We start from the raw sequence: 19,259 nt of genomic DNA on the forward strand, positions 1-19,259 counted from the left end.
GGATGGTCTCCGGATCGACTGGGGGTTCACTTGCTGGAGATTCATTTGGAGGCGAGTTGCGGCGCGATCTTGACGCAGGCCTCGGTCAGGCCCTGCACCGTCGCCACAGAGGAGTCGAACATCTTCTGCTCGCTCTTGTTGAGTTCGATCTCGATGATGCGCTCGACGCCGCCGGCGCCGATCACCACGGGAACGCCGACATAGGTGTTCTTGACGCCATACTGGCCGGAGAGATACGCCGCGCAGGGCAGCACGCGCTTCTTGTCCTTGAGATAGGCTTCGGCCATCGAGATCGCCGAAGCGGCCGGCGCGTAATAGGCCGAACCGGTCTTGAGCAGGCCGACGATCTCGGCGCCGCCGTCGCGGGTGCGCTGCACGATCTGGTCGAGCTTCTCCTTCGAGGTCCAGCCCATCTTGATGAGGTCGGGCAGCGGAATGCCCGATACCGTCGAATAGCGGATCATCGGCACCATGGAATCGCCGTGGCCGCCGAGCACGAAGGCGGTGACGTCCTCGACCGAGACCTTGAATTCCTCTGCCAGGAAATAGCGGAAGCGCGCGCTGTCAAGCACGCCGGCCATGCCGACGACATGGCTGTTGGGCAGGCCTGAGAACTTCTGCAGCGCCCAGACCATGGCGTCGAGCGGGTTTGTGATGCAGATGACGAAGGCCTTCGGCGCGTACTTCTTCAGCCCGGCGCCGACCTGTTCCATGACCTTGAGGTTGATGCCCAAAAGGTCGTCGCGGCTCATGCCGGGCTTGCGCGGCACGCCGGCGGTGACGATGCAGACGTCGGCCCCTTCGATGCCGGCATAGTCGTTGATGCCGGTGAGCCTGGAGTCGAAGCCATCGACAGGCGACGACTGCGCGATATCGAGCCCCTTGCCCTGCGGGATACCTTCGGCAATATCGAACAGCACCACGTCGCCGAGGTCCTTGAGGCCGATCATGTGAGCGAGCGTGCCGCCGATCATGCCAGAGCCGATAAGCGCTATCTTGTTGCGTGCCATGTGAGGATGTTTTCCCTTTGTCGGTGACGACGTCTCAAATCTCTGGTGATTTGATGGCGGCGTCGAAGAAGAGGCCGGAATGCTGCGGGGAACCGCGAATTTTCGCCGCACCCAATAGCCCCGGCACGGAAAAAATTCAAACGATTATTTTGGTGTCAGTATTTTCAATCGGTTAGATCATTTGGGATTTACGTAAACGTCAAAGTTTGTAAGCCGACTTGGGAAGAAATAGCCGACGAAGATGGAAATCGTAAGGCTGGATGCAGGCGATGACGCCCTTGTGATGGCGGTCGCCAAATCTCCCCCTTGAGGGCAGGCTATCGCATATGGATTTCCTGAGATGTCTGCCCGGCACGGACCCCCACTCCTAACCCCTCCCCACAAGGGGGAGGGAGACTTCCGTTGGCGCTGACCCAGGAGCATCGCCTGTCTTTTCGGCGCCAAGAAGAATTAAAGGCACGCGGCAGCGTTCCCTCCCCCTTGTGGGGAGGGGTTAGGGTGGGGGTTCTTCTTCGCAAGAATCCATGTGCGATAGCCCTGCCCGCAAGTGGGGAGATGTCACCGAAGGCGACAGAGGGGGTCGCCGCGCGTGACGCGCTGGCGCCATCTGTGCCGCGCCCGGTCGAACCAACCCCCCTGGCCTGCCGGCCATCGCCCCCTCGAGGGGGAGATCCATTGCCACGCGATTTCGCCAATCTTCAACGAAGCAGGAATGAGCGGGGCGCTAAGCTGCCAATCGCTTTTCTTTAGGCCTGCGCCTGCGACGCTTCCGACACCGCCGGCTTTCCTTTCTGCCGCTCCGCCCAATCCTCCAGCCAGTCGCGGCTTTGCATCTCGATCAGCCGCGATGCCGTGCGCTCGAACTCGAAGGCTTCGACGCCGCGCTTGGCTGCATAAAGTGCTTGCGGCGGCGCTTCGGCGCTCGCCACCAGCCGCATACGATGGTCGTAGAGCGTGTCGATCAGCAGGATGAAGCGCTTGGCCTCGTTGCGCTTGCCTTCGCCGAGCACCGGGACGTGGTCGATGAAAATGGTTGAGAAGCGCCCGGCGATCGCCAGGAAATCACGCGCGCCAAGCGGCTTCTCGCAGAGATCGGCGAAGGAGAACCGCGCCGCATCGCCCGCCGCACGCGGCACGATCACCTGCCGCCCTTTGAGGGCCAGCGACGTCTCGGCGGTCGGCGCGCCCCGCGTCATGGCTTGCCAGGCCTCGTCGAGTAGCTGGTCCGCCGCCGCGTCGGCCGGCGTCACATAGACCGGTGTCCGGGCGAGCTTTTCCAGCCGGTAGTCCTTGTCGGCATCGAGCGCCAGCACCTGTGTGTGCCGCTCCAATATGCCGATGAAGGGCAGGAAAAGCTGGCGGTTCAGCCCGTCGCTGTAGAGGTTTTCCGGCGCCACATTCGAGGTGGCGACCAGCACCACGCCGCTGGCAAACAGCGCCGAAAACAACCTGGACAGGATCATCGCGTCGGCAATGTCGGTGACCGAGAACTCGTCGAAGCACAGCACCCAGGCTTGCTCGGCAAGGGCCTTGGCCACCGGCGGGATCGGATCGTCTTCCCTGACGTCGCCATTCTTGCGCGCCTGCCGGTGCTTCTGGATACGGTCCTGCACGTCGGCCATGAAGTCGTTGAAGTGGACGCGGCGCTTGCGCCGCACCGGCAGCAAGTCGAAGAACATGTCCATCAGCATGGTCTTGCCGCGGCCGACGCCGCCATGGATGTAGAGGCCTTTGACGGCCTCATGCGTCTGGCGCTTGCGGGCGAACAGCCAGCCCAGCGCGCTCGACTTATGCGCCAGCCGCTTGGCCGAAATCTCATCGGTCAGCCGGTCGAGCGCCGCAATAATGCGTTCCTGCGCCGGATCGCGGTCGATCGTACCGGTTTCCACCAGATGGTCGTAGCGCTGCCTGACGGTCGCATGGGTCTGAAGGCCGTCACGCAGATGCATCGGTCACGTCGTTCTGGAGCAATTCCGGGAACCGGAATTGCGTAAAACAAAAACTATCTCGTAAGCGAAATCGGCTGGCCGTTGGAAGTCTGGCCATCGAATTTCGAGCCGCCCGAGGAATAGAGCCGCGCCAGCGCACCGCCGCTCTCGTCATAGAGCGTCAGCTGCTTGCCGGCGACGTTCCACGACTTGATGCCGTCCATCGGCGCCGGGCAATGCAGCGGACCGGCGCGGAAGCCGGCGCCGAATTTGGTCTGCGGTGTCGCCACCTTGCAGCTCTGGCCCGCAACGCTGGCGTTCCAGACACCGGCGACGCTGGCGGCGGTCACGTCCGAAGCGCCGGCCGGCGCCGAACCATCCGAAGGCAGCGCGGCGACCTGCGTGTTCGCCGGAGCGGTCGGGAATTGCGAAGGGTCGGTGGTGCCGGGCGATGCCGGCGGCGGCAGTTGGTTCGCCGTCACCTTGCCGGCGGGCGCGGCCTCCAGCGGTGCCGGCTGCTGGTCATCCATCGAGGAAAAACGTGAGGTCGAACAGCCGCTCGCAACGAGCGCCGCCAGCGATACGGCCACCAGACCGGTTTTCGAAAAAGTCATTCCAACCTCCGTCGGATCCGGCTGGGGGGAAGCCGTCCGCACAATCTCACCCCCACCAAGATGGAGAAGGTGGCGAAATTTCAACCCGATATGGTTAAAATACAGTTTGCAGCAAGAATTGTCGCGAATTTATCGCAATCGACGGCTGACCGCTTGTCGCGCGTCGCTTGGGAATTCCGGTCAACACTTCGTCGGTGGACGCTTGCGCGAACCGCCTTAGCGCCTATGTCTGAAAAACGAAACCCTGCTGGAGCCGCAAATTGGCCGCGAGAAAAACTGCCGCCAATCTCTATTACAGCGGCCCGCCCAGCGACCATTTCGACGGCGCATTGTTCTTCAATCCCGACGGCCAGCCACCCGGCCGTTTCGCCGACCTGCTGAAATGGCAGTTGAATGGCCAGCGCTCGAAATGGCCGGCGAGCGATGCAAGCCCCCTTCCGCAGGCAAAACCGGCGACAAGGGTCGAGGGCGCCGCGCTGGAAGTGACGATGGTTGGTCATTCCACCTTGCTGGTCCAGACGGCCGGTCTGAACATCCTCACCGATCCGGTGTGGTCGCTGCGCGCGTCGCCGCTTTCCTTCGCCGGACCAAAACGCATCAATGCGCCAGGCATCGCCTTTGCCGACCTGCCGCCGATCGACCTCGTTCTGGTCAGCCACAACCACTATGACCATCTCGACCTCGCCACGTTGAAGCGGCTGAAGGCCGGCCACGACCCGCTGGTGCTCACTCCGCTCGGCAACGACGCCATCATCGAAGCCGCCGTGCCCGGCATGCGACTGTCGGCGCATGACTGGGGCGACAGGGTCGAGATCGGCAATGGCGCCGCCGTCCATGTCGAGCCGGTGCATCACTGGTCGGCGCGTGGCGCCCGCGACCGGCGCATGGCGCTGTGGGCCGGCTTCGTCGTCGAAACGCCTGACAGCAAGCTCTATTTCGCCGGCGACACCGGCTTCCACGATGGCATCAACTACCGGCTGATGGCTGAGAAACATGGCGGTTTCCGCTTCGCCATCCTGCCGATCGGCGCCTATGAGCCGCGCTGGTTCATGGCGCCGCAGCACCAGAACCCCTGGGAGGCGGTGCAAGGCATGGCGCTGTGCAATGCCGCCCATGCCGCCGGCTGCCACTGGGGCACTTTCCAGCTCACCGACGAGCCGATCGACGAGCCGGCGCGCAAATTGACCGAGGCGCTTGACGATCAAGGCATCCCCCGCGAGCGCTTTCGCGCCTTGCGGCCGGGTGAGGTCTGGGATGTGCCGGAGCACATAGCGCCCTGATCCGGTTTCGACGGAACCCCAACGCGGCAACCGCGTTTTCATGTGGTTGAAAAATCTGCCGGTTTGCGAGGCATTGCCATGCTCAAATGGATCGTCATTCTCCTGATCGTCGCCGCGGCGGCGAGTCTGCTCGGCATGCCGGCGCTGGCAGGTGCCGCCGCCACCGGTGCGCGCATCCTTATCGGCATCGTTCTGATCATTTTCCTGCTGATGGTGCTGGGCATTTTCGCCGTCACGTAAGTCCGGCGCTTTCGCCGTGACCAAGCGGCTGCGCACTGGTAATTCCTGCCCGTTTCCGCCATATAGCGCCAAACGGACACGGAATTTTTCGGAGCAATGGCCAGCACTGCCCCTTTCGCCAAGATGAACGGCATCGGCAATGAGATCATCGTTGCCGATATGCGTGGCCGTGCCGACCGGGTGACGGCGGCGGCGGCGATTGCGCTGAATGCCGATGCCGCGACCAGCTTCGACCAGATCATGGCGATCCATGACGCCAGGACGCCGGGCACCGCCTTTTTCATCGACATCTTGAATTCCGATGGAACCAGCGCCCAGGCCTGCGGCAATGGCATGCGCTGCGTCGTCCAGGCGCTCGCCGCCGAGACCGGCCAGAAGATCTTCACCTTCGAAACCGTTGCCGGTATCCTCAACGCGCGCGAGCACGCCGACGGTTCGATCTCGGTCGATATGGGCACGCCGCGCTTCGGCTGGCAGGATATCCCGCTGGCCGAGGAGTTCCGCGACACCCGGATGATCGAGCTGCAGATCGGCCCGATCGACGCGCCGGTGCTGCATTCACCCTCGGTCGTCTCGATGGGCAATCCGCACGCCATCTTCTGGGTCGACAATGACGTCTGGTCCTATGAGCTCGACCGCTTCGGCCCGCTGCTCGAGAACCACCCGATGTTCCCCGAGCGCGCCAACATCACCATCGCTCAGGTTACTTCGCCCGAAACGATGATCATCCGCACCTGGGAGCGCGGCGCCGGACTGACCAAGGCCTGCGGCTCGGCCGCCTGCGCCGCCGTCGTGGCCGCTGCCCGCACCAACCGGACCGGCCGCAGCGTCAGTCTGTTGACCCCCGGCGGCGGCATGCTGCATGTCGAATGGCGCGACGATGACCACGTGGTCCTGACGGGCGCCGCCGAATGGGAATTTTCCGGCAGCTTCGACCCGTCGAACGGGACATGGGCCCGCGACACCGAAAGCGCGGCCTGATGTCCGCTCTGCCCAAGAGCCCGATGTCCCAGGGCATCGATGTCGTCACCTTCGGCTGTCGGCTCAACACCTATGAATCGCAGGTGATGCGGCGCGAGGCTGAAAGTGCCGGTCTGGGCGCGCTGGAAGGTGGCGCCATGATCTTCAACACCTGCGCCGTGACAGGCGAAGCAGTGCGCCAGGCCAAGCAGGCGATCCGCAAGGCGCGCCGCGACAACCCGCAGGCGCGCATCATCGTCACCGGCTGCGCCGCGCAGACCGAGCCTGAAAAATTCGCCGCCATGGACGAGGTCGATCTCGTGCTCGGCAATGAAGAGAAGCTGAAGGCCAACTCCTATCGCGCACTGCCGGATTTCGGCGTCAACGACACCGAAAAGGCACGCGTCAACGATATCTTTTCGGTGCGTGAGACCGCAGGCCACATGGTCGACGCCATCGAGGGCCGGGCACGCGCCTTCGTCCAGGTGCAGAATGGCTGCGACCACCGCTGCACCTTCTGCATCATTCCCTACGGCCGCGGCAATTCGCGCTCGGTGCCGATGGGCGCCGTGGTCGAGCAGGTCAAGCGGCTCGCCGGCAACGGCTATGCCGAGATCGTTCTGACCGGCGTCGACATGACATCATTCGGCGCCGATCTGCCGGGCGCGCCGAAGCTCGGCAGGCTGGTGAAAACAATCCTGAAACAGGTGCCGGACGTGAAGCGCCTGCGGCTGTCCTCCATCGATTCGATCGAGGCCGACGACGATCTGCTCGACGCCATCGCCACCGAGCCGCGGCTGATGCCGCATCTGCATCTGTCGCTGCAGTCGGGCGACGACATGATCCTGAAGCGGATGAAGCGCCGGCATCTGCGCGACCAGTCGATCCGCTTCTGCGAGGATGTGCGCAAGCTGCGCCCCGGTATCGTCTTCGGCGCCGACATCATCGCCGGCTTCCCGACCGAGACCGACGAAATGTTCGAGAACTCGGAAAAAATCGTCGAGGAGTGTGGCCTGACCCATCTCCACGTCTTCCCGTTCAGCCCACGCGAAGGCACGCCTGCCGCGCGCATGCCCCAGCTCCGCCGCGAATTGGTCAAGCAGCGCGCCGCCCGGCTGCGCGCCGCCGGTGAAGTTGCGTATATCAGGCATCTGTCGTCGCTCACCGGTACGCGTCAGTCGATCCTGATCGAGCGCGACGGCCTTGGCCGCACCGAGGGTTTTACGCTTGCCGCAATCGGCACGGGCGCACCGGGTGAGATCGTCGAGGCCGATATATCAGGCCACGATGGTAGCAGGCTGATCGCGGCGCCCCTCGCCGCCCGCGCGGCCTGAGAAACGCAAAGCATGGCTGGTTTTTTCAAGAAGATATTTTCGTTCGGCAAGAAAGAGGTGGTCGAGGAGCGGGTCGACGAGACCGCCCCGCTGCCGCCGATCAAATGGGAAGCGCTCGAGGCGCTGAAGCCGGCGGCCGAGCAGGTCGTTCCGGAGTTCTTGAAGCGTGACGAGCTGGAGCGCGAGGCGGAAACTGCGCCGACGCCGACGACGGTCGAGCCGGAAGTGATCCCCGCGCCGGAATCGGCGCCTGTCGAGAAGCCGGTGCCCGAGCCGGCACCGGCCATTCCGCCAGCACCGGAGCCGACTATTCCCTCCGAGCCGGAACTCCTGCCGGAGCCCGAGCCGGAAGAAGAACCCGCGCCCGAGACGCCTGCCGAGCCGCCGGCGCCCGAGGAGATACCAACACCTCCCGCCGTTCCGGAGCCTGCTCCCGAACCGCAGCCGCAGGAGGTCCCGCCACCCGCGCCGGCCGAGCCGGAGATCGTCCCGTCACGCCCGGAACAGCAGCCGGAACCGGAACCGGTCGAAGTGCCGACGCCTGCCGAGGTTCCGGCCGAGACACCAGCCCCGATCGAGGTGCCGACACCGGGGCCGGCCCCTGCTCAGCCATTATCAGAGGTCAGCGCCGCCCCTCATCCGCCTGCTGGCACCTTCTCTCCGTCTGAAGACGGGGAGAAGGAAGAAGTTTCAGCACCGACGCCCGAAGCCCCGCCTGCCGAAATCGCACCTCCCATTCGCCAGCCGGCGCCGATCGAATCGCAGCCGGTCATTGCGGAAATTGCGCCCGAGCCGCAGTCTCTTCCACAACCCGCGCCGGAGCCAAAAGCCGCACCCGGCAAGGTGACCGTCACCAAGAAGGTCGAGCAGAAGGCCGAGCCACAGAAGGCGCCGGAGCCGGCACCGAGGCGCTCATGGTTCCAGCGCATGAAGGACGGGCTTGCCCGCTCCTCCAAGGAGCTCACCGGCAACATTGCCGGCGTCTTCACCAAGCGCAAGCTGGACGAAGAGACTTTGCAGGACCTTGAGGATGTGCTGATCCGTGCCGATCTCGGCATGGAGACGGCCTTGCGCGTTACCGACGCGCTGGCCGCCAGCCGCTACGGCAAGGACGTCTCCGACACCGAGGTCCGCGCCATCATGGCGGCCGAGGTGGAAAAAGTGCTGGCCCATGTCGCCATGCCGCTGGAGCTCGACCTTTCACACAAGCCGCATGTCATCCTGGTGGTCGGTGTCAACGGCACCGGCAAGACCACAACTATCGGCAAGCTGGCCGCCAAGCTCACCGATGGTGGCCTGTCGGTGATGCTCGCCGCCGGCGACACCTTTCGCGCCGCCGCGATCGAGCAACTGAAGATCTGGGGCGAGCGGACGAAATCGCCTGTGATCGCCTCAAAGATCGGCGCCGATGCCGCGGGACTGGCCTATGACGCCTTCGAGAAGGCCAAGGAGGCCGGTTCCGACGTGCTGATCATCGACACCGCCGGCCGCCTGCAGAACAAGACCGAACTGATGGCGGAGCTCGAAAAGATCGTCCGCGTGCTTGGCAAACTCGACCCGGAAGCACCGCACACCGTGCTGCAGACGGTCGACGCCACCACCGGCCAGAACGCGCTCAACCAAGTCGAGATCTTCCGCAATATCGCCGGCGTCAACGGCCTGGTGATGACCAAGCTGGACGGCACGGCGCGCGGCGGTATTCTGGTGGCGATCGCGGCAAAGCACAAATTGCCGGTCTATTTCATCGGCGTCGGCGAACAGGTCGACGACCTCGAACCTTTCTCGGCAAGCGAATTCGCCAGGGCGATCGCTGGAGTAGCTTAACAAGCATGTCCCAAAAAGTTGCAGACTTTTTGGATCAGATCATGCGCAAGAAAGAGATTCCATGAACCCACCCATTCTCGAACGCGATCCGTCGGACCCGCAGAAGCAGAAGAAGGAAGGCGTCAATCCGCTGCTCAAGCTAGTGCTGGAGCTGGGTCCGTTGATGGTGTTCTTCTTCGCCAATGCGCGCGGCGGATGGCTGGTGCAGAAATTCCCGGTTCTGGCCGAGTTCGGCGGGCCGATCTTCGTCGCCACCGGGCTGTTCATGGCCGCCACGGCAATCGCCCTGATCGCCTCGTGGCTGCTCACCCGCACCTTGCCGATCATGCCGATGGTGTCGGGCGTCGTCGTCTTCATCTTCGGCGCGCTGACGCTCTATCTGCAGGACGACATCTTCATCAAGATGAAGCCGACCATCGTCAACACGCTGTTCGGCGGCGTGCTGCTCGGCGGCCTCTACTTCGGCAAGTCGCTGCTTGGCTATGTCTTCGATTCAGCCTTCAGCCTCGACGCCGAAGGCTGGCGGAAACTGACCTTCCGCTGGGGCCTGTTCTTCCTGTTCCTGGCCATCGTCAATGAGGTGGTGTGGCGCAATTTTTCCACCGACGCCTGGGTTACTTTCAAGGTCTGGGGCATCATGCCGATCACGCTTCTGTTCACCTTCAGCCAGATGCCGCTGATCCTGCGTCATTCACTCGAGGACAAGGCCGGCAAAGAAGAGAGAACCGGAAAGTAGAAAAAGCGGTTCTGCGTTCGTGAAACAATGAACCGTTCTGGGGAGAGGGACATGGAATTCATCACCACGCGCGACCAGTTGAGGACGATCTACAAGACGCCACGGCCGACCGACGGTTCTATCCGCAAGGAGCTGAAAAAACTTGACGGCCATTGCCGCTCCTTCATCGGCAAGAGCCCGTTCGTGCTGATCGGCTCGTCCGACGGTGCCGGCAATGCCGACGTGACGCCGAAGGGCGACAAGCCGGGCTTTGCCACCGTTCTCGACGACACCACCATCGCCATTCCCGATCGGCCCGGCAACAACCGGCTCGACACGTTGGAAAACATTCTCCTCAATCCCTCTGTCGGGCTGCTCTTCCTCATTCCCGGCATGAACGAGACGCTGCGCGTCAACGGCGATGCCCGCATCACCGTCGACGCAAATTTGCGCGAACGCCTCGCCGTCGACGGCAGGGAGCCGCAAAGCGTCGTCGTGGTCAGCGTCAAGGCCGCCTACATGCATTGCGCAAAAGCCTTCATGCGCTCGGACCTGTGGAAGCCGGAAACCTGGTACGACCGTGCGACGCTGCCGACGCTCGGCCAGATCATGCGCGATCAGCTGGCGGTTGCCGATTCCGCCGAGGCGACCGACCGCTGGCTCGACGAGGAATACAAGAAGACGATGTGGTAGGTTTCCGGACGCGATTCGCGTCTGGACCGATTCCACACCTTGCTGAACATCCTTGCCATTTCCGGCAGCCTGCGCGCGGCTTCCACCAATTCGGCACTGATCGCCGCACTGGCCCGCGAAGCGCCGTCCGGCTGCCGCGTCACCGTCCATGACGGGCTTGGCCGTCTGCCCATCTTCAATCCCGATGATGAGGGCGAGCGGACGCCGCTCGAAGCCTCCAAGCTGATCGATGCCGTCAGCCGAGCCGACGGCCTGATCGTTTCCTGTCCGGAATATGCCCATGGCGTGCCGGGCGGGCTGAAGAACGCCCTCGATTGGCTGGTCTCGCGCGATGCCGCAGTCGCCAAGCCCGCCATGCTGGTACACGCCTCGCCGCGCTCGCTGTTCGCCCGCGCCGCACTGGCCGAGATCATGCGCACCATGTCGTTCGCGTTGTGCGACGATGTGCTGGAGATTGCCCTGCTCGGCAAGAAGCCGCCGGAGGTCGAGAGCATCCTGGCGGAGCCGGCGAACCGGCAAGCGATGCGCGATGCGCTGAATGCTTTCGCGGACTTTATCCGCGCCCGTTGAGTGCCGACCCACCACGCATTCGTCATCCTAGGGCGAAGCAAGGAGCGAAGCGACGCGGCGCAGACCCTAGGATCCATGCCGCGACCTTTGCCGAGAATGCATCGGTCCAAGAAGGGCAGCCTAACGTTGGATACTACACGGACCGCCAAAGACAGTATTGCACCGTTGTGCCCTGCTCGAAAGTCGCGGCATGGATCCTAGGGTCTCCGCGACGTCGCTTCGCGACTGCTTCGCCCTAGGATGACGAAGGAAAGGGGCTTCGCCATGCCTTCGAAATCAACCCTTTCGCAGCGTCTCCACATCCGTCTTTCCAACATACCAATCACGCGCATTGACCTCCTCGAAAACCACCCAGACATCGTTATTGCCGAGGCCGGTGGCGTCCATGATGGCCGCCGTGACCTTTTTGGCGATGTCCGCCTTCTTGCCCGCCGGATCGGCTGATATCACTTCCTTGACGATGCGGATGTTGACGAATGGCATTTTGTCCTCCCGGGATGTTCGTGCTCGCGACCCGCTTCGATGAAACCTCGAACGGCCGCCAGTGCTCCAGTCTCAGTATGTCTTGGCGCCGTTGACCATGAGCCGCACCATGTAGAGCGACGTGGTGCCGGCGATGTAGAGGCAATTCAGCTTGTTGCCGCCGAACACGCAGTTGGCGGTGACTTCCGGTACCTTGACCTTGCCGATCAGCGTGCCGTCGGGATGGTAGCAATGGATGCCGTCGGCGGCACTGGTCCAGATGCGGCCGTCCTCGTCGAGCCTGAAGCCGTCGAACAGGCCGGCCGTGCAGCCGGCGAAGACTTTCTCGCCCGAAACCTTCTTGCCACCCTTGCCGACATTGAACACCCGCATATGCGCCGGATTCTGCGCGCCATGCGTGCGGCCGGTATCGACGACATAAAGCTTGCTCTCGTCGAGCGAGAAAGCCAGGCCGTTGGGCCGGACCATGTCGGTGATGACGGCTTCGACCTCGCCGGTGCCGGGATCGACCCGGTAGACATGACAGGCGCCGATTTCGCTCTCGGCCCTGTCGCCCTCATAATCCGTATCGATGCCGTAGCTCGGATCGGTGAACCAGATAGAACCGTCGGATTTCACCACCGCGTCGTTTGGCGAATTCAGCCGCTTGCCCTTCCATTTGGCCGCGATCGTAGTGACCGAGCCGTCGAACTCGGTGCGGCTGACGCGGCGGCCCGAATGCTCGCAGGTGATCAGCCGGCCCTCCCGGTCGACGCTGTTGCCGTTCGAATTGCCGGACGGTTGCCGGAAGACGCTGACATTGCCGTCGGTCTCGTCATAGCGCAGCATGCGATTGTTGGGGATATCGGACCAGACGACATAGCGGCCGGCGGCGAACCAGGCCGGCCCCTCCGCCCACTGGCATCCGGTGAACAGCTTCTCGACCTGCGCGTTGCCGTTGAACAGGCGCGCGAAGCGCGGATCGAGAATTTCATAATAGTCTGCGGCCGCCATGCTTTCCTCCCGGCATCAATGACACCGGATCAAGCCAGCCGGAGGGACAGAAGGCAATGTGGGTACGCACAGTGTCATGCAAAAGATCGCTTGCCGGCTCTGCGCATGACGTTAATGCATGTCGCCCAAAAGTGGCCCCGGTTTTGGGAGAACGACATGCATAAAACAAAGACCTAAAGCGCGTCGCCTGAATCCGTTCAACGCGACGCGCTTTAGCGCCGCATTAACCGGCTATGCGTCCAGCGCAATGGTGCATTGCAACATCTTCTTTTTGCAATGCACCATTACTATGTCATGCTTCGTATCGATCAAGGGAGGAAGAAACCGCCGCCGAAACGCGGCGCCAAAAAGGAACCTTGCTATGATCCTCGACAGTCTCATGACCCGCGCTCGCAACAGCATTGCCAAGCGCAAGCACTACAACCGCCTTGTCGCCGAAATCGACAGCTTTTCCAGCCGCGATCTGGCCGACATGCGCGCCGACCGCTCGGAGATGCTCTACCAGATCCACAAGCAGATCTACGGCTGAGTATTCGATCGCCTCATCACGTTCGCCATCCTTGGGCGTAGCGACGCGTGGCGTTGCGAAGACCCAAGGATGATGCAGCTACGCGTATAGGTGCGTCGCGACGTCAGTTCGACGCCGCCAGCGCCTTGTCGATCTGTGGCAGCAAGAGATCCCTCGCCGTCTCGGGCGTCAGCGGGCCGACATGCTTGTAGGCGATCTTGCCGTCCTTGCCGATGACGAAGGTTTCCGGCACGCCATAGACGCCCCAGTCGATCGCCGCGCGGCCCGCTTCGTCGACCCCTATCGCCTGGAACGGATTGCCGAGATCGCCGAGGAACCGGCGTGCGTTTTCGGGCCGGTCCTTGTAGTTCAGCGCCGCCATGCTGAAACGCTTGTCCTGCGACAGCGCCAGAAGCACCGGGTGCTCTTCGCGGCATGGCGCGCACCACGACGCGAAGACGTTGACCAATGTGACCTTGCCGGCGAAGGTTTTCGAATCGAGCCCCGGCAGGTTTGAGCCCTCCAGCGCCGGCAGGCTGGTTTGCGGCGCAGGCAGGCCGATCAGGGCCGACGGCACTTCCGAAACATCGCGCCCCGACAGCAGCTGCGACAGGAACAGTCCGGCCAGGCCGAGGAAGATCAGCAGCGGCAACAGCACGAACAGGCGACGAGTGCGCGGGGGCGGCGTTTCTGTTTCGATGCTCATGGCTTTGCGACCTTGTCGGAGCGACGCCTCACGCCGGACGCCTCCAGTTCGGCAAGCTCACGCTTGCGCGCCCGCTGGTCGAGCAGGATCCAGCCGATCAATCCGGCCAGCACCACGGCAGTGATGCCATAGGCAGCGGTCACATAGAGTGCATGCGCGCTCATGCGGCAGGCCCCGCTGAAGTGCGGCCTTCCAAGCCGATCATGTCGCCCAGTCTAGACATGCTTTCCCTTAGCCTCGCTCCGTCGGCTTCGCAATCCGCAGTCATACGCCGCGTCAATCCGTGCCATGGCGCAGCGCCAGCGCCGCCGAGACCGGACCCAGCACGCCAAGAAACAGGGTCAGCGCGGCAAGAATGAGGAAGGGCTGCAGAAACGGATCGGGATTGGCGGTCGCTCCATAGCTTGCCGAAACGCCGAAGATCAGCACCGGAATGGTCAGCGGCAGCACCAGCACCGAGATCAGCAGCCCGCCACGCGGCAGCGCCACCGCCACCGCCGCACCGGCGGCGCCGATGAAGGTGATAGCAGGCGTGCCGACCAGCAGCGTCAGCGCCGTGGCGCCGATGCCGAGCGGCTCCATGTTCATGAACAGCCCGAGCACGGGCGCGGCGACCACCAGCGGCAGCACGCTGCCCGCCCAATGCGCCAGGCATTTCACCAGCACCGTCAAGGCCAGCATGTGGCGATCATTGCCGAGCACCAGCAGATCGAGCGAGCCGTCCTCGCGGTCGGCCTGGAACAGCCGATCGAGACCGAGCAGGCAGGACAGCAGCGCGCCAATCCACAGGATCGCCGGCCCAATGCGGGCCAGCAGCTTCAGGTCCGGCCCGACTCCGAACGGGATGGTGGCGATGACGGCGAGGAAGAAGATGACCCCGGTCAGCGCCCCGCCGCCCGCACGGATGTTGAGGCGGATGTCGCGCAGGAAGAGGGCTAGCATGGTATGAGATGCTCGGGCGCCATCATCAACCCGTTTCCCCCATCCTCAACTCCATCCCCTCGATCCCCAGCGGCAGGTGCGTCGCCGCGACAATCATCCCGCCATCCGTGCAATGCTTCGCCATCAACCCCGCGAACCGCGCCTCCGAAGCCTTGTCCAGCCCCGCCGTCGGCTCGTCCAGCAGCCACAATGGCCGGTGGCTGACCAGCAGTTTCGCGATCGCCGCCCGGCGCCGTTGCCCGGTCGATAGATAGCCGAACGGCAGGTGGCCGATGCCACCGAGCCCGACCGTTTCCAGCGCCTCTTCGACGCCGAGCTGTCCGTCGCCGTTGAAGTCGCGCCAGAAGCGCAAATTCTCCGCCACGCTGAGCGCCGGCTTCATTGCGTTCTGGTGGCCAAGGTAGTGACAGGCCGAGGCAACAGACGGGAACGCTTCGCCCCCGTCTTCAATCTTCATGGCACCCTTGATCCTCACGCTGCCTTGCGCCACCGGCAGCAGCGCGGCGATGACCCGCAGCAAGGTCGACTTGCCCGATCCGTTCGGCCCGGTAACGATGAGCGCCTGACCCTCCTCCAGGGCAAAGCCGATGCCGGAAAACACCGCGTCGCCGCCTCGCTCGCCGCCCAGATTTTCGGCGATCAGCCGCATTCCTCGCCTGCCCTGAAACCATGTGTCGCGGCCGCTGCCGCATCGCACAAAATTGCTTTCCAACTGTCTAGAACTATTCCAGAAAATTCTCTATATGCGGTGCATCCGTGCCAGCGGTCGGCACGGGAACAGAATTAGCGCCGAACCAGCGCACGCGCCGCCTTGAACGGCTCGGGTTGCTTGGGAACGGACAGCGGAAATGGCCGTACCCGCACCTTTGCGCGTGATTGCATGCCATCGGCGTCCGTTCCCTTTCAGGCTGAACAGACAAGGATCGCACGTGTCAAAATCCCTCGACAGTTTCAATTGCCGCCGCACGCTGACCGCAGGCGGCGCGGAGTATGCCTATTTCGACCTCATCGAGGCCGAGAAGAACGGCCTCACCGGCATCTCGCAGCTGCCCTATTCGATGAAGGTGCTGCTGGAAAACCTGCTGCGCAACGAAGACGGCCGCTCCGTCACCAAGGAATCGATCCAGGCGGTGGCCGGCTGGCTGACCGACAAGGGCACCGCCGGTGTCGAGATCGCCTATCGCCCGGCCCGCGTGCTGATGCAGGATTTCACCGGCGTTCCGGCCGTGGTCGACCTTGCCGCGATGCGCGACGCCATGGCTTCGCTCGGCGGCGATCCGCAGAAGATCAACCCGCTGGTGCCGGTCGACCTCGTCATCGACCATTCCGTCATCGTCGACGAATTCGGCACGCCGATGGCCTTCGCCCGCAATGTCGAGCTGGAATATGAGCGCAACGAGGAGCGCTACAAATTCCTCAAATGGGGCCAACAGGCGTTCCGCAACTTCCGCGTCGTGCCGCCCGGCACCGGTATCTGCCATCAGGTCAACCTCGAATATCTCGGCCAGGTGGTGTGGACCAACACCGAGGACGGCGAAACGACAGCCTATCCCGACACCTGCGTCGGCACCGATTCGCACACCACCATGATCAACGGCCTTGGCGTGCTCGGCTGGGGCGTCGGCGGCATCGAGGCCGAGGCGGCCATGCTCGGCCAGCCCGTCTCCATGCTTTTGCCTGAGGTGATCGGCTTCCGCCTCACCGGCAAGCTCAAAGAAGGCGTCACCGCCACCGACCTCGTGCTCACCGTCACCCAGATGCTGCGTAAGAAGGGCGTCGTCGGCAAGTTCGTCGAGTTCTTCGGGCCGGGCCTCTCCAACATGACGCTGGCCGACCGCGCCACCATCGGCAACATGGCGCCCGAATATGGCGCCACCTGCGGCTTCTTCCCGGTCGACTCGGAAACCATCCGCTACCTCACAATGTCCGGCCGCAGCGAGGACCGCATCGCGCTGGTCGAGGCTTATGCCAAGGCTCAAGGAATGTGGCGTGAGACCGGCTCGACCGATCCGGTGTTCACCGATCTGCTCGAGCTGGAACTTGGCTCCGTCGTGCCGTCGATGGCCGGACCCAAGCGGCCCGAGGGCCGCGTCGCCCTGGAAGGCATTCCGGAAGGTTTCGCCAAGGCGATGGAGACCGAATACAAGAAGGCCGCCGAAATCTCCAAACGCTACGCAGTCGAAGGCACCGACCATGATCTCGGTCATGGCGACGTCGTCATCGCCGCCATCACTTCGTGCACCAACACCTCGAACCCGAGTGTGCTGATCGGCGCCGGCCTCCTGGCCCGCAACGCCAACCGCCTCGGTTTGAAGCAGAAGCCATGGGTGAAGACCTCGCTGGCGCCGGGCAGCCAGGTGGTCGCCGAGTATCTGGAGAAATCCGGCCTGCAGAAGGAACTCGATCAGATCGGCTTCAACCTGGTCGGCTTCGGCTGCACCACCTGCATCGGCAATTCCGGCCCGCTGCCGGCGCCGATCTCGAAGACCATCAACGACAAGGGCCTGATCGCTGCCGCGGTCTTGTCCGGCAACCGCAACTTCGAAGGCCGCGTCTCGCCCGACGTGCAGGCGAACTATCTGGCCTCGCCGCCGCTGGTCGTCGCGCACGCGCTGGCCGGCACCGTCACAAAGGACCTGACCACCGAGCCGCTCGGCGAGGACAAGAACGGCGAGCCGGTCTACCTCAAGGATATCTGGCCGAGCTCGGCCGAGATCCAGGAGTTCATCGAGAAGAACGTCACCCGCGAGCTGTTCGCCCGCAAATATGCCGACGTCTTCAAGGGCGACGAGTACTGGCAGAACGTCAAGGCGCCGGAAGGCCAGACCTATGCCTGGGACGACAACTCGACCTATGTGCAGAACCCGCCCTATTTCGCTGGCATGACATCAGGTTTCGGCAAGATCGGCGACATCAAGGGCGCCCGCGTGCTCGGCCTGTTCGGCGACAAGATCACCACCGACCACATTTCGCCGGCCGGATCGATCAAGGCGGCCTCGCCGGCCGGCAAATACCTCACCGACCACGGCGTCGGCGTCGCCGACTTCAACCAGTACGGCACGCGGCGCGGCAATCACGAGGTGATGATGCGCGGCACCTTCGCCAACATCCGCATCCGCAACCACATGCTGGGCGAGAACGGGCGCGAGGGCGGCTACACCATCCACTACCCGTCGAAGGAAGAGGAATCGATCTACGACGCGGCGATGGAGTACAAAAGGGAAGGCGTGCCGCTGGTTGTCTTCGCCGGCGTCGAATACGGCAACGGCTCGTCGCGCGACTGGGCTGCCAAGGGTACCAATCTCCTTGGTGTCCGCGCGGTCATCGCCCAGTCCTTCGAGCGCATCCATCGCTCGAACCTGGTCGGCATGGGCGTTATCCCCTTCGTCTTCGAGGAAGGCACCTCATGGGCATCGCTCAACCTCAAGGGAGACGAGCTGGTCGAGATCGACGGCTTGAGCACCATCAAGCCGCGCCAGACGATGATCGCCAAGGTCACCTATGGCGACGGCACGGTGAAGAATGTGCCGATCATCTGCCGCATCGATACGCTGGATGAGCTCGATTACTTCAAGAACGGCGGCATCCTGCAATACGTGCTGCGCGATCTTGCTGCTTAGTACGGGAGTAAGGGAGTAGGGCAGTAAGGGAGTAGGGAAGGGAATCCCTATTCCCTATTCCCTATTCCCTATTCCCTATTCCCTATTCCCCTATTCCCCTATTCCCCTATTCCCCTACCTTCGGCTTCCCAAACCGCGCCGCTGCCGCCAAAAGCACGCTGAGCATCACGCCGTTGAGGATGTGCCAGAGGAAGTGCGTTCCGAGCGGAAAGCTGCCGCAGACCACCGGGTCGATCATCCGGCAGATGACGGACACGACGAAGATCGCCGAGCCCGCCAGATTATACCAGCCGGCGCGATTGCCGCTCACCGTCACCCAGACACCGAAGAAGGCGAGCGCCAGGAACGGCGGCAGATAGCCCGTCGTACCGTTCGACGCCTGGCGCAGCCAGTCCGGCACGGCAAGGGTTATCGCCCCGGCAAGCACATAGAAGGCAATGAAGATGGCAATGGCCTTGCCCCATCGCATGCCGAGGAAGCGGCGTAAATTGAACAGCGTGTAGGCCAGCGTGAAGCCGGCGATCGGCAGCACGTCGGCCCAGACCGTGCCCTTGGTGGCAAAGGTGTGGAAGATCGTCGAACCGATGCCGATCGCCACCACCCACCAGGCCAGCACCTCGGCGAAGGCGCCGGTGCCCAGCCTTCGCACCTCGCGCACGCCCCACAGGCCGGCGGCGATGAAGGCGAGATTGGTCAGGGCGTTGACGGGTTCGGACCAGAATTCCGGGCCGGTCCGCTCGCAATAGAGGTCGACCGGCGCCAAAAACGTTTGCCACATCGTGATTGCCGCCCGAATCGGTTTCTATCCTGAAGCGCAGATCCTTCCTATTGCGGGGTTG

Annotated in this window: 20 protein-coding genes; 10 read left to right on the forward strand and 10 right to left on the reverse strand. The window is 63.4% G+C overall.

The window, feature by feature from the left end; all coding sequences use genetic code 11:
• Positions 1–41: 41 nt before the first annotated feature.
• The 3 genes from mdh to EOA19_RS17000 all read right to left on the reverse strand — a co-directional run bounded on the left by mdh (position 42) and on the right by EOA19_RS17000 (position 3,552).
• Complete coding sequence (gene mdh / locus EOA19_RS16985) at positions 42–1,010, reverse strand: malate dehydrogenase (protein WP_013528846.1); 969 nt, start codon at positions 1,008–1,010, stop codon at positions 42–44.
• A 746-nt stretch (positions 1,011–1,756) separates the two neighbouring features.
• On the reverse strand, positions 1,757–2,959 hold the full coding sequence (gene zapE / locus EOA19_RS16995) for a cell division protein ZapE (protein ID WP_128304267.1): 1,203 nt from the start codon (positions 2,957–2,959) through the stop codon (positions 1,757–1,759).
• A gap of 53 nt (positions 2,960–3,012) precedes the next feature.
• Complete coding sequence (locus EOA19_RS17000) at positions 3,013–3,552, reverse strand: protease inhibitor Inh/omp19 family protein (protein ID WP_023811288.1); 540 nt, start codon at positions 3,550–3,552, stop codon at positions 3,013–3,015.
• 260 nt (positions 3,553–3,812) lie between these two features.
• Here EOA19_RS17000 and EOA19_RS17005 point away from each other — a divergent pair, with 260 nt between their 5' ends.
• From EOA19_RS17005 to EOA19_RS17040, 8 genes are all read left to right on the forward strand, one after another.
• Entirely contained in the window at positions 3,813–4,832 is a 1,020-nt protein-coding gene (locus EOA19_RS17005) for an MBL fold metallo-hydrolase (RefSeq protein WP_128304268.1), read from the forward strand.
• 78 nt (positions 4,833–4,910) lie between these two features.
• Positions 4,911–5,072, forward strand: a complete 162-nt coding sequence (locus tag EOA19_RS17010; protein WP_128304269.1) for a DUF1328 family protein — start codon at positions 4,911–4,913, stop codon at positions 5,070–5,072.
• A gap of 96 nt (positions 5,073–5,168) precedes the next feature.
• Positions 5,169–6,053, forward strand: coding sequence for a diaminopimelate epimerase (gene dapF, locus EOA19_RS17015; protein ID WP_023811291.1), 885 nt, complete (start codon positions 5,169–5,171; stop codon positions 6,051–6,053).
• Entirely contained in the window at positions 6,053–7,366 is a 1,314-nt protein-coding gene (mtaB, locus tag EOA19_RS17020; protein WP_128304270.1) for a tRNA (N(6)-L-threonylcarbamoyladenosine(37)-C(2))-methylthiotransferase MtaB, read from the forward strand. The genes dapF and mtaB overlap by 1 nt, the downstream gene beginning before the upstream one ends.
• A gap of 12 nt (positions 7,367–7,378) precedes the next feature.
• A complete protein-coding gene (ftsY, locus tag EOA19_RS17025) occupies positions 7,379–9,190 on the forward strand; it encodes a signal recognition particle-docking protein FtsY (RefSeq protein WP_128304271.1) in 1,812 nt (603 codons plus the stop codon).
• A gap of 61 nt (positions 9,191–9,251) precedes the next feature.
• A complete protein-coding gene (locus EOA19_RS17030) occupies positions 9,252–9,926 on the forward strand; it encodes a septation protein A (protein WP_023811294.1) in 675 nt (224 codons plus the stop codon).
• 51 nt (positions 9,927–9,977) lie between these two features.
• Positions 9,978–10,598 (forward strand): pyridoxamine 5'-phosphate oxidase family protein, encoded by a 621-nt coding sequence (locus tag EOA19_RS17035; protein WP_023811295.1) that lies wholly within the window; start codon positions 9,978–9,980, stop codon positions 10,596–10,598.
• 39 nt (positions 10,599–10,637) lie between these two features.
• Positions 10,638–11,168 (forward strand): NADPH-dependent FMN reductase, encoded by a 531-nt coding sequence (locus EOA19_RS17040; protein ID WP_128304272.1) that lies wholly within the window; start codon positions 10,638–10,640, stop codon positions 11,166–11,168.
• Between the two features lie 276 nt (positions 11,169–11,444).
• On the opposite strand, the gene EOA19_RS17050 is transcribed toward EOA19_RS17040, so the two are convergent.
• Positions 11,445–11,651, reverse strand: coding sequence for a 4-oxalocrotonate tautomerase family protein (locus tag EOA19_RS17050; protein ID WP_128304273.1), 207 nt, complete (start codon positions 11,649–11,651; stop codon positions 11,445–11,447).
• A 72-nt stretch (positions 11,652–11,723) separates the two neighbouring features.
• On the reverse strand, positions 11,724–12,644 hold the full coding sequence (locus tag EOA19_RS17055) for an SMP-30/gluconolactonase/LRE family protein (RefSeq protein ID WP_128304274.1): 921 nt from the start codon (positions 12,642–12,644) through the stop codon (positions 11,724–11,726).
• A 361-nt stretch (positions 12,645–13,005) separates the two neighbouring features.
• On the opposite strand from EOA19_RS17055, the gene EOA19_RS17060 reads away from it, so the two are divergent.
• Positions 13,006–13,173: a hypothetical protein gene (locus tag EOA19_RS17060; RefSeq protein ID WP_013528833.1), complete on the forward strand. Its 168-nt coding sequence runs from the start codon at positions 13,006–13,008 to the stop codon at positions 13,171–13,173.
• A gap of 103 nt (positions 13,174–13,276) precedes the next feature.
• Here the strand turns inward: EOA19_RS17060 and EOA19_RS17065 are convergent, their stop codons facing one another.
• The 4 genes from EOA19_RS17065 to ccmA form a co-directional block, all read right to left on the reverse strand.
• Positions 13,277–13,858 (reverse strand): DsbE family thiol:disulfide interchange protein, encoded by a 582-nt coding sequence (locus EOA19_RS17065; protein WP_023811300.1) that lies wholly within the window; start codon positions 13,856–13,858, stop codon positions 13,277–13,279.
• Positions 13,855–14,022 carry a heme exporter protein CcmD gene (ccmD, locus tag EOA19_RS17070; RefSeq protein WP_013528831.1) on the reverse strand — a complete coding sequence of 56 codons (168 nt, stop codon included), beginning with the start codon at positions 14,020–14,022 and terminating at the stop codon, positions 13,855–13,857. Before ccmD ends, EOA19_RS17065 begins: the two co-directional genes overlap by 4 nt.
• A 112-nt stretch (positions 14,023–14,134) precedes the next feature.
• On the reverse strand, positions 14,135–14,800 hold the full coding sequence (ccmB, locus tag EOA19_RS17075; protein WP_023811301.1) for a heme exporter protein CcmB: 666 nt from the start codon (positions 14,798–14,800) through the stop codon (positions 14,135–14,137).
• Positions 14,801–14,825: 25 nt separating this feature from the next.
• Positions 14,826–15,449, reverse strand: coding sequence for a heme ABC exporter ATP-binding protein CcmA (gene ccmA / locus EOA19_RS17080; protein WP_128304275.1), 624 nt, complete (start codon positions 15,447–15,449; stop codon positions 14,826–14,828).
• Positions 15,450–15,729: 280 nt separating this feature from the next.
• Here ccmA and acnA point away from each other — a divergent pair, with 280 nt between their 5' ends.
• Entirely contained in the window at positions 15,730–18,420 is a 2,691-nt protein-coding gene (gene acnA, locus EOA19_RS17085) for an aconitate hydratase AcnA (protein ID WP_127273510.1), read from the forward strand.
• Between the two features lie 106 nt (positions 18,421–18,526).
• Here the strand turns inward: acnA and EOA19_RS17090 are convergent, their stop codons facing one another.
• Positions 18,527–19,198: a ceramidase domain-containing protein gene (locus EOA19_RS17090; protein WP_128304276.1), complete on the reverse strand. Its 672-nt coding sequence runs from the start codon at positions 19,196–19,198 to the stop codon at positions 18,527–18,529.
• Positions 19,199–19,259 lie beyond the last annotated feature (61 nt).

It is taken from the genome of Mesorhizobium sp. M7A.F.Ca.US.010.02.1.1 (assembly GCF_004023085.1).
Lineage (GTDB): Bacteria > Pseudomonadota > Alphaproteobacteria > Rhizobiales > Rhizobiaceae > Mesorhizobium.

What these genes read in the sequence shown, in the direction of transcription:
- mdh (WP_013528846.1), bottom strand. Translation starts at nt 1,010, where the DNA reads ATGGCACGCAACAAGATAGCGCTTATCGGCTCTGGCATGATCGGCGGC.
- zapE (WP_128304267.1), bottom strand. Translation starts at nt 2,959, where the DNA reads ATGCATCTGCGTGACGGCCTTCAGACCCATGCGACCGTCAGGCAGCGC.
- EOA19_RS17000 (WP_023811288.1), bottom strand. Translation starts at nt 3,552, where the DNA reads ATGACTTTTTCGAAAACCGGTCTGGTGGCCGTATCGCTGGCGGCGCTC.
- EOA19_RS17010 (WP_128304269.1), top strand. Translation starts at nt 4,911, where the DNA reads ATGCTCAAATGGATCGTCATTCTCCTGATCGTCGCCGCGGCGGCGAGT.
- dapF (WP_023811291.1), top strand. Translation starts at nt 5,169, where the DNA reads ATGGCCAGCACTGCCCCTTTCGCCAAGATGAACGGCATCGGCAATGAG.
- mtaB (WP_128304270.1), top strand. Translation starts at nt 6,053, where the DNA reads ATGTCCGCTCTGCCCAAGAGCCCGATGTCCCAGGGCATCGATGTCGTC.
- ftsY (WP_128304271.1), top strand. Translation starts at nt 7,379, where the DNA reads ATGGCTGGTTTTTTCAAGAAGATATTTTCGTTCGGCAAGAAAGAGGTG.
- EOA19_RS17030 (WP_023811294.1), top strand. Translation starts at nt 9,252, where the DNA reads ATGAACCCACCCATTCTCGAACGCGATCCGTCGGACCCGCAGAAGCAG.
- EOA19_RS17035 (WP_023811295.1), top strand. Translation starts at nt 9,978, where the DNA reads ATGGAATTCATCACCACGCGCGACCAGTTGAGGACGATCTACAAGACG.
- EOA19_RS17050 (WP_128304273.1), bottom strand. Translation starts at nt 11,651, where the DNA reads ATGCCATTCGTCAACATCCGCATCGTCAAGGAAGTGATATCAGCCGAT.
- EOA19_RS17055 (WP_128304274.1), bottom strand. Translation starts at nt 12,644, where the DNA reads ATGGCGGCCGCAGACTATTATGAAATTCTCGATCCGCGCTTCGCGCGC.
- EOA19_RS17060 (WP_013528833.1), top strand. Translation starts at nt 13,006, where the DNA reads ATGATCCTCGACAGTCTCATGACCCGCGCTCGCAACAGCATTGCCAAG.
- EOA19_RS17065 (WP_023811300.1), bottom strand. Translation starts at nt 13,858, where the DNA reads ATGAGCATCGAAACAGAAACGCCGCCCCCGCGCACTCGTCGCCTGTTC.
- ccmD (WP_013528831.1), bottom strand. Translation starts at nt 14,022, where the DNA reads ATGAGCGCGCATGCACTCTATGTGACCGCTGCCTATGGCATCACTGCC.
- ccmB (WP_023811301.1), bottom strand. Translation starts at nt 14,800, where the DNA reads ATGCTAGCCCTCTTCCTGCGCGACATCCGCCTCAACATCCGTGCGGGC.
- ccmA (WP_128304275.1), bottom strand. Translation starts at nt 15,449, where the DNA reads ATGCGGCTGATCGCCGAAAATCTGGGCGGCGAGCGAGGCGGCGACGCG.
- EOA19_RS17090 (WP_128304276.1), bottom strand. Translation starts at nt 19,198, where the DNA reads ATGTGGCAAACGTTTTTGGCGCCGGTCGACCTCTATTGCGAGCGGACC.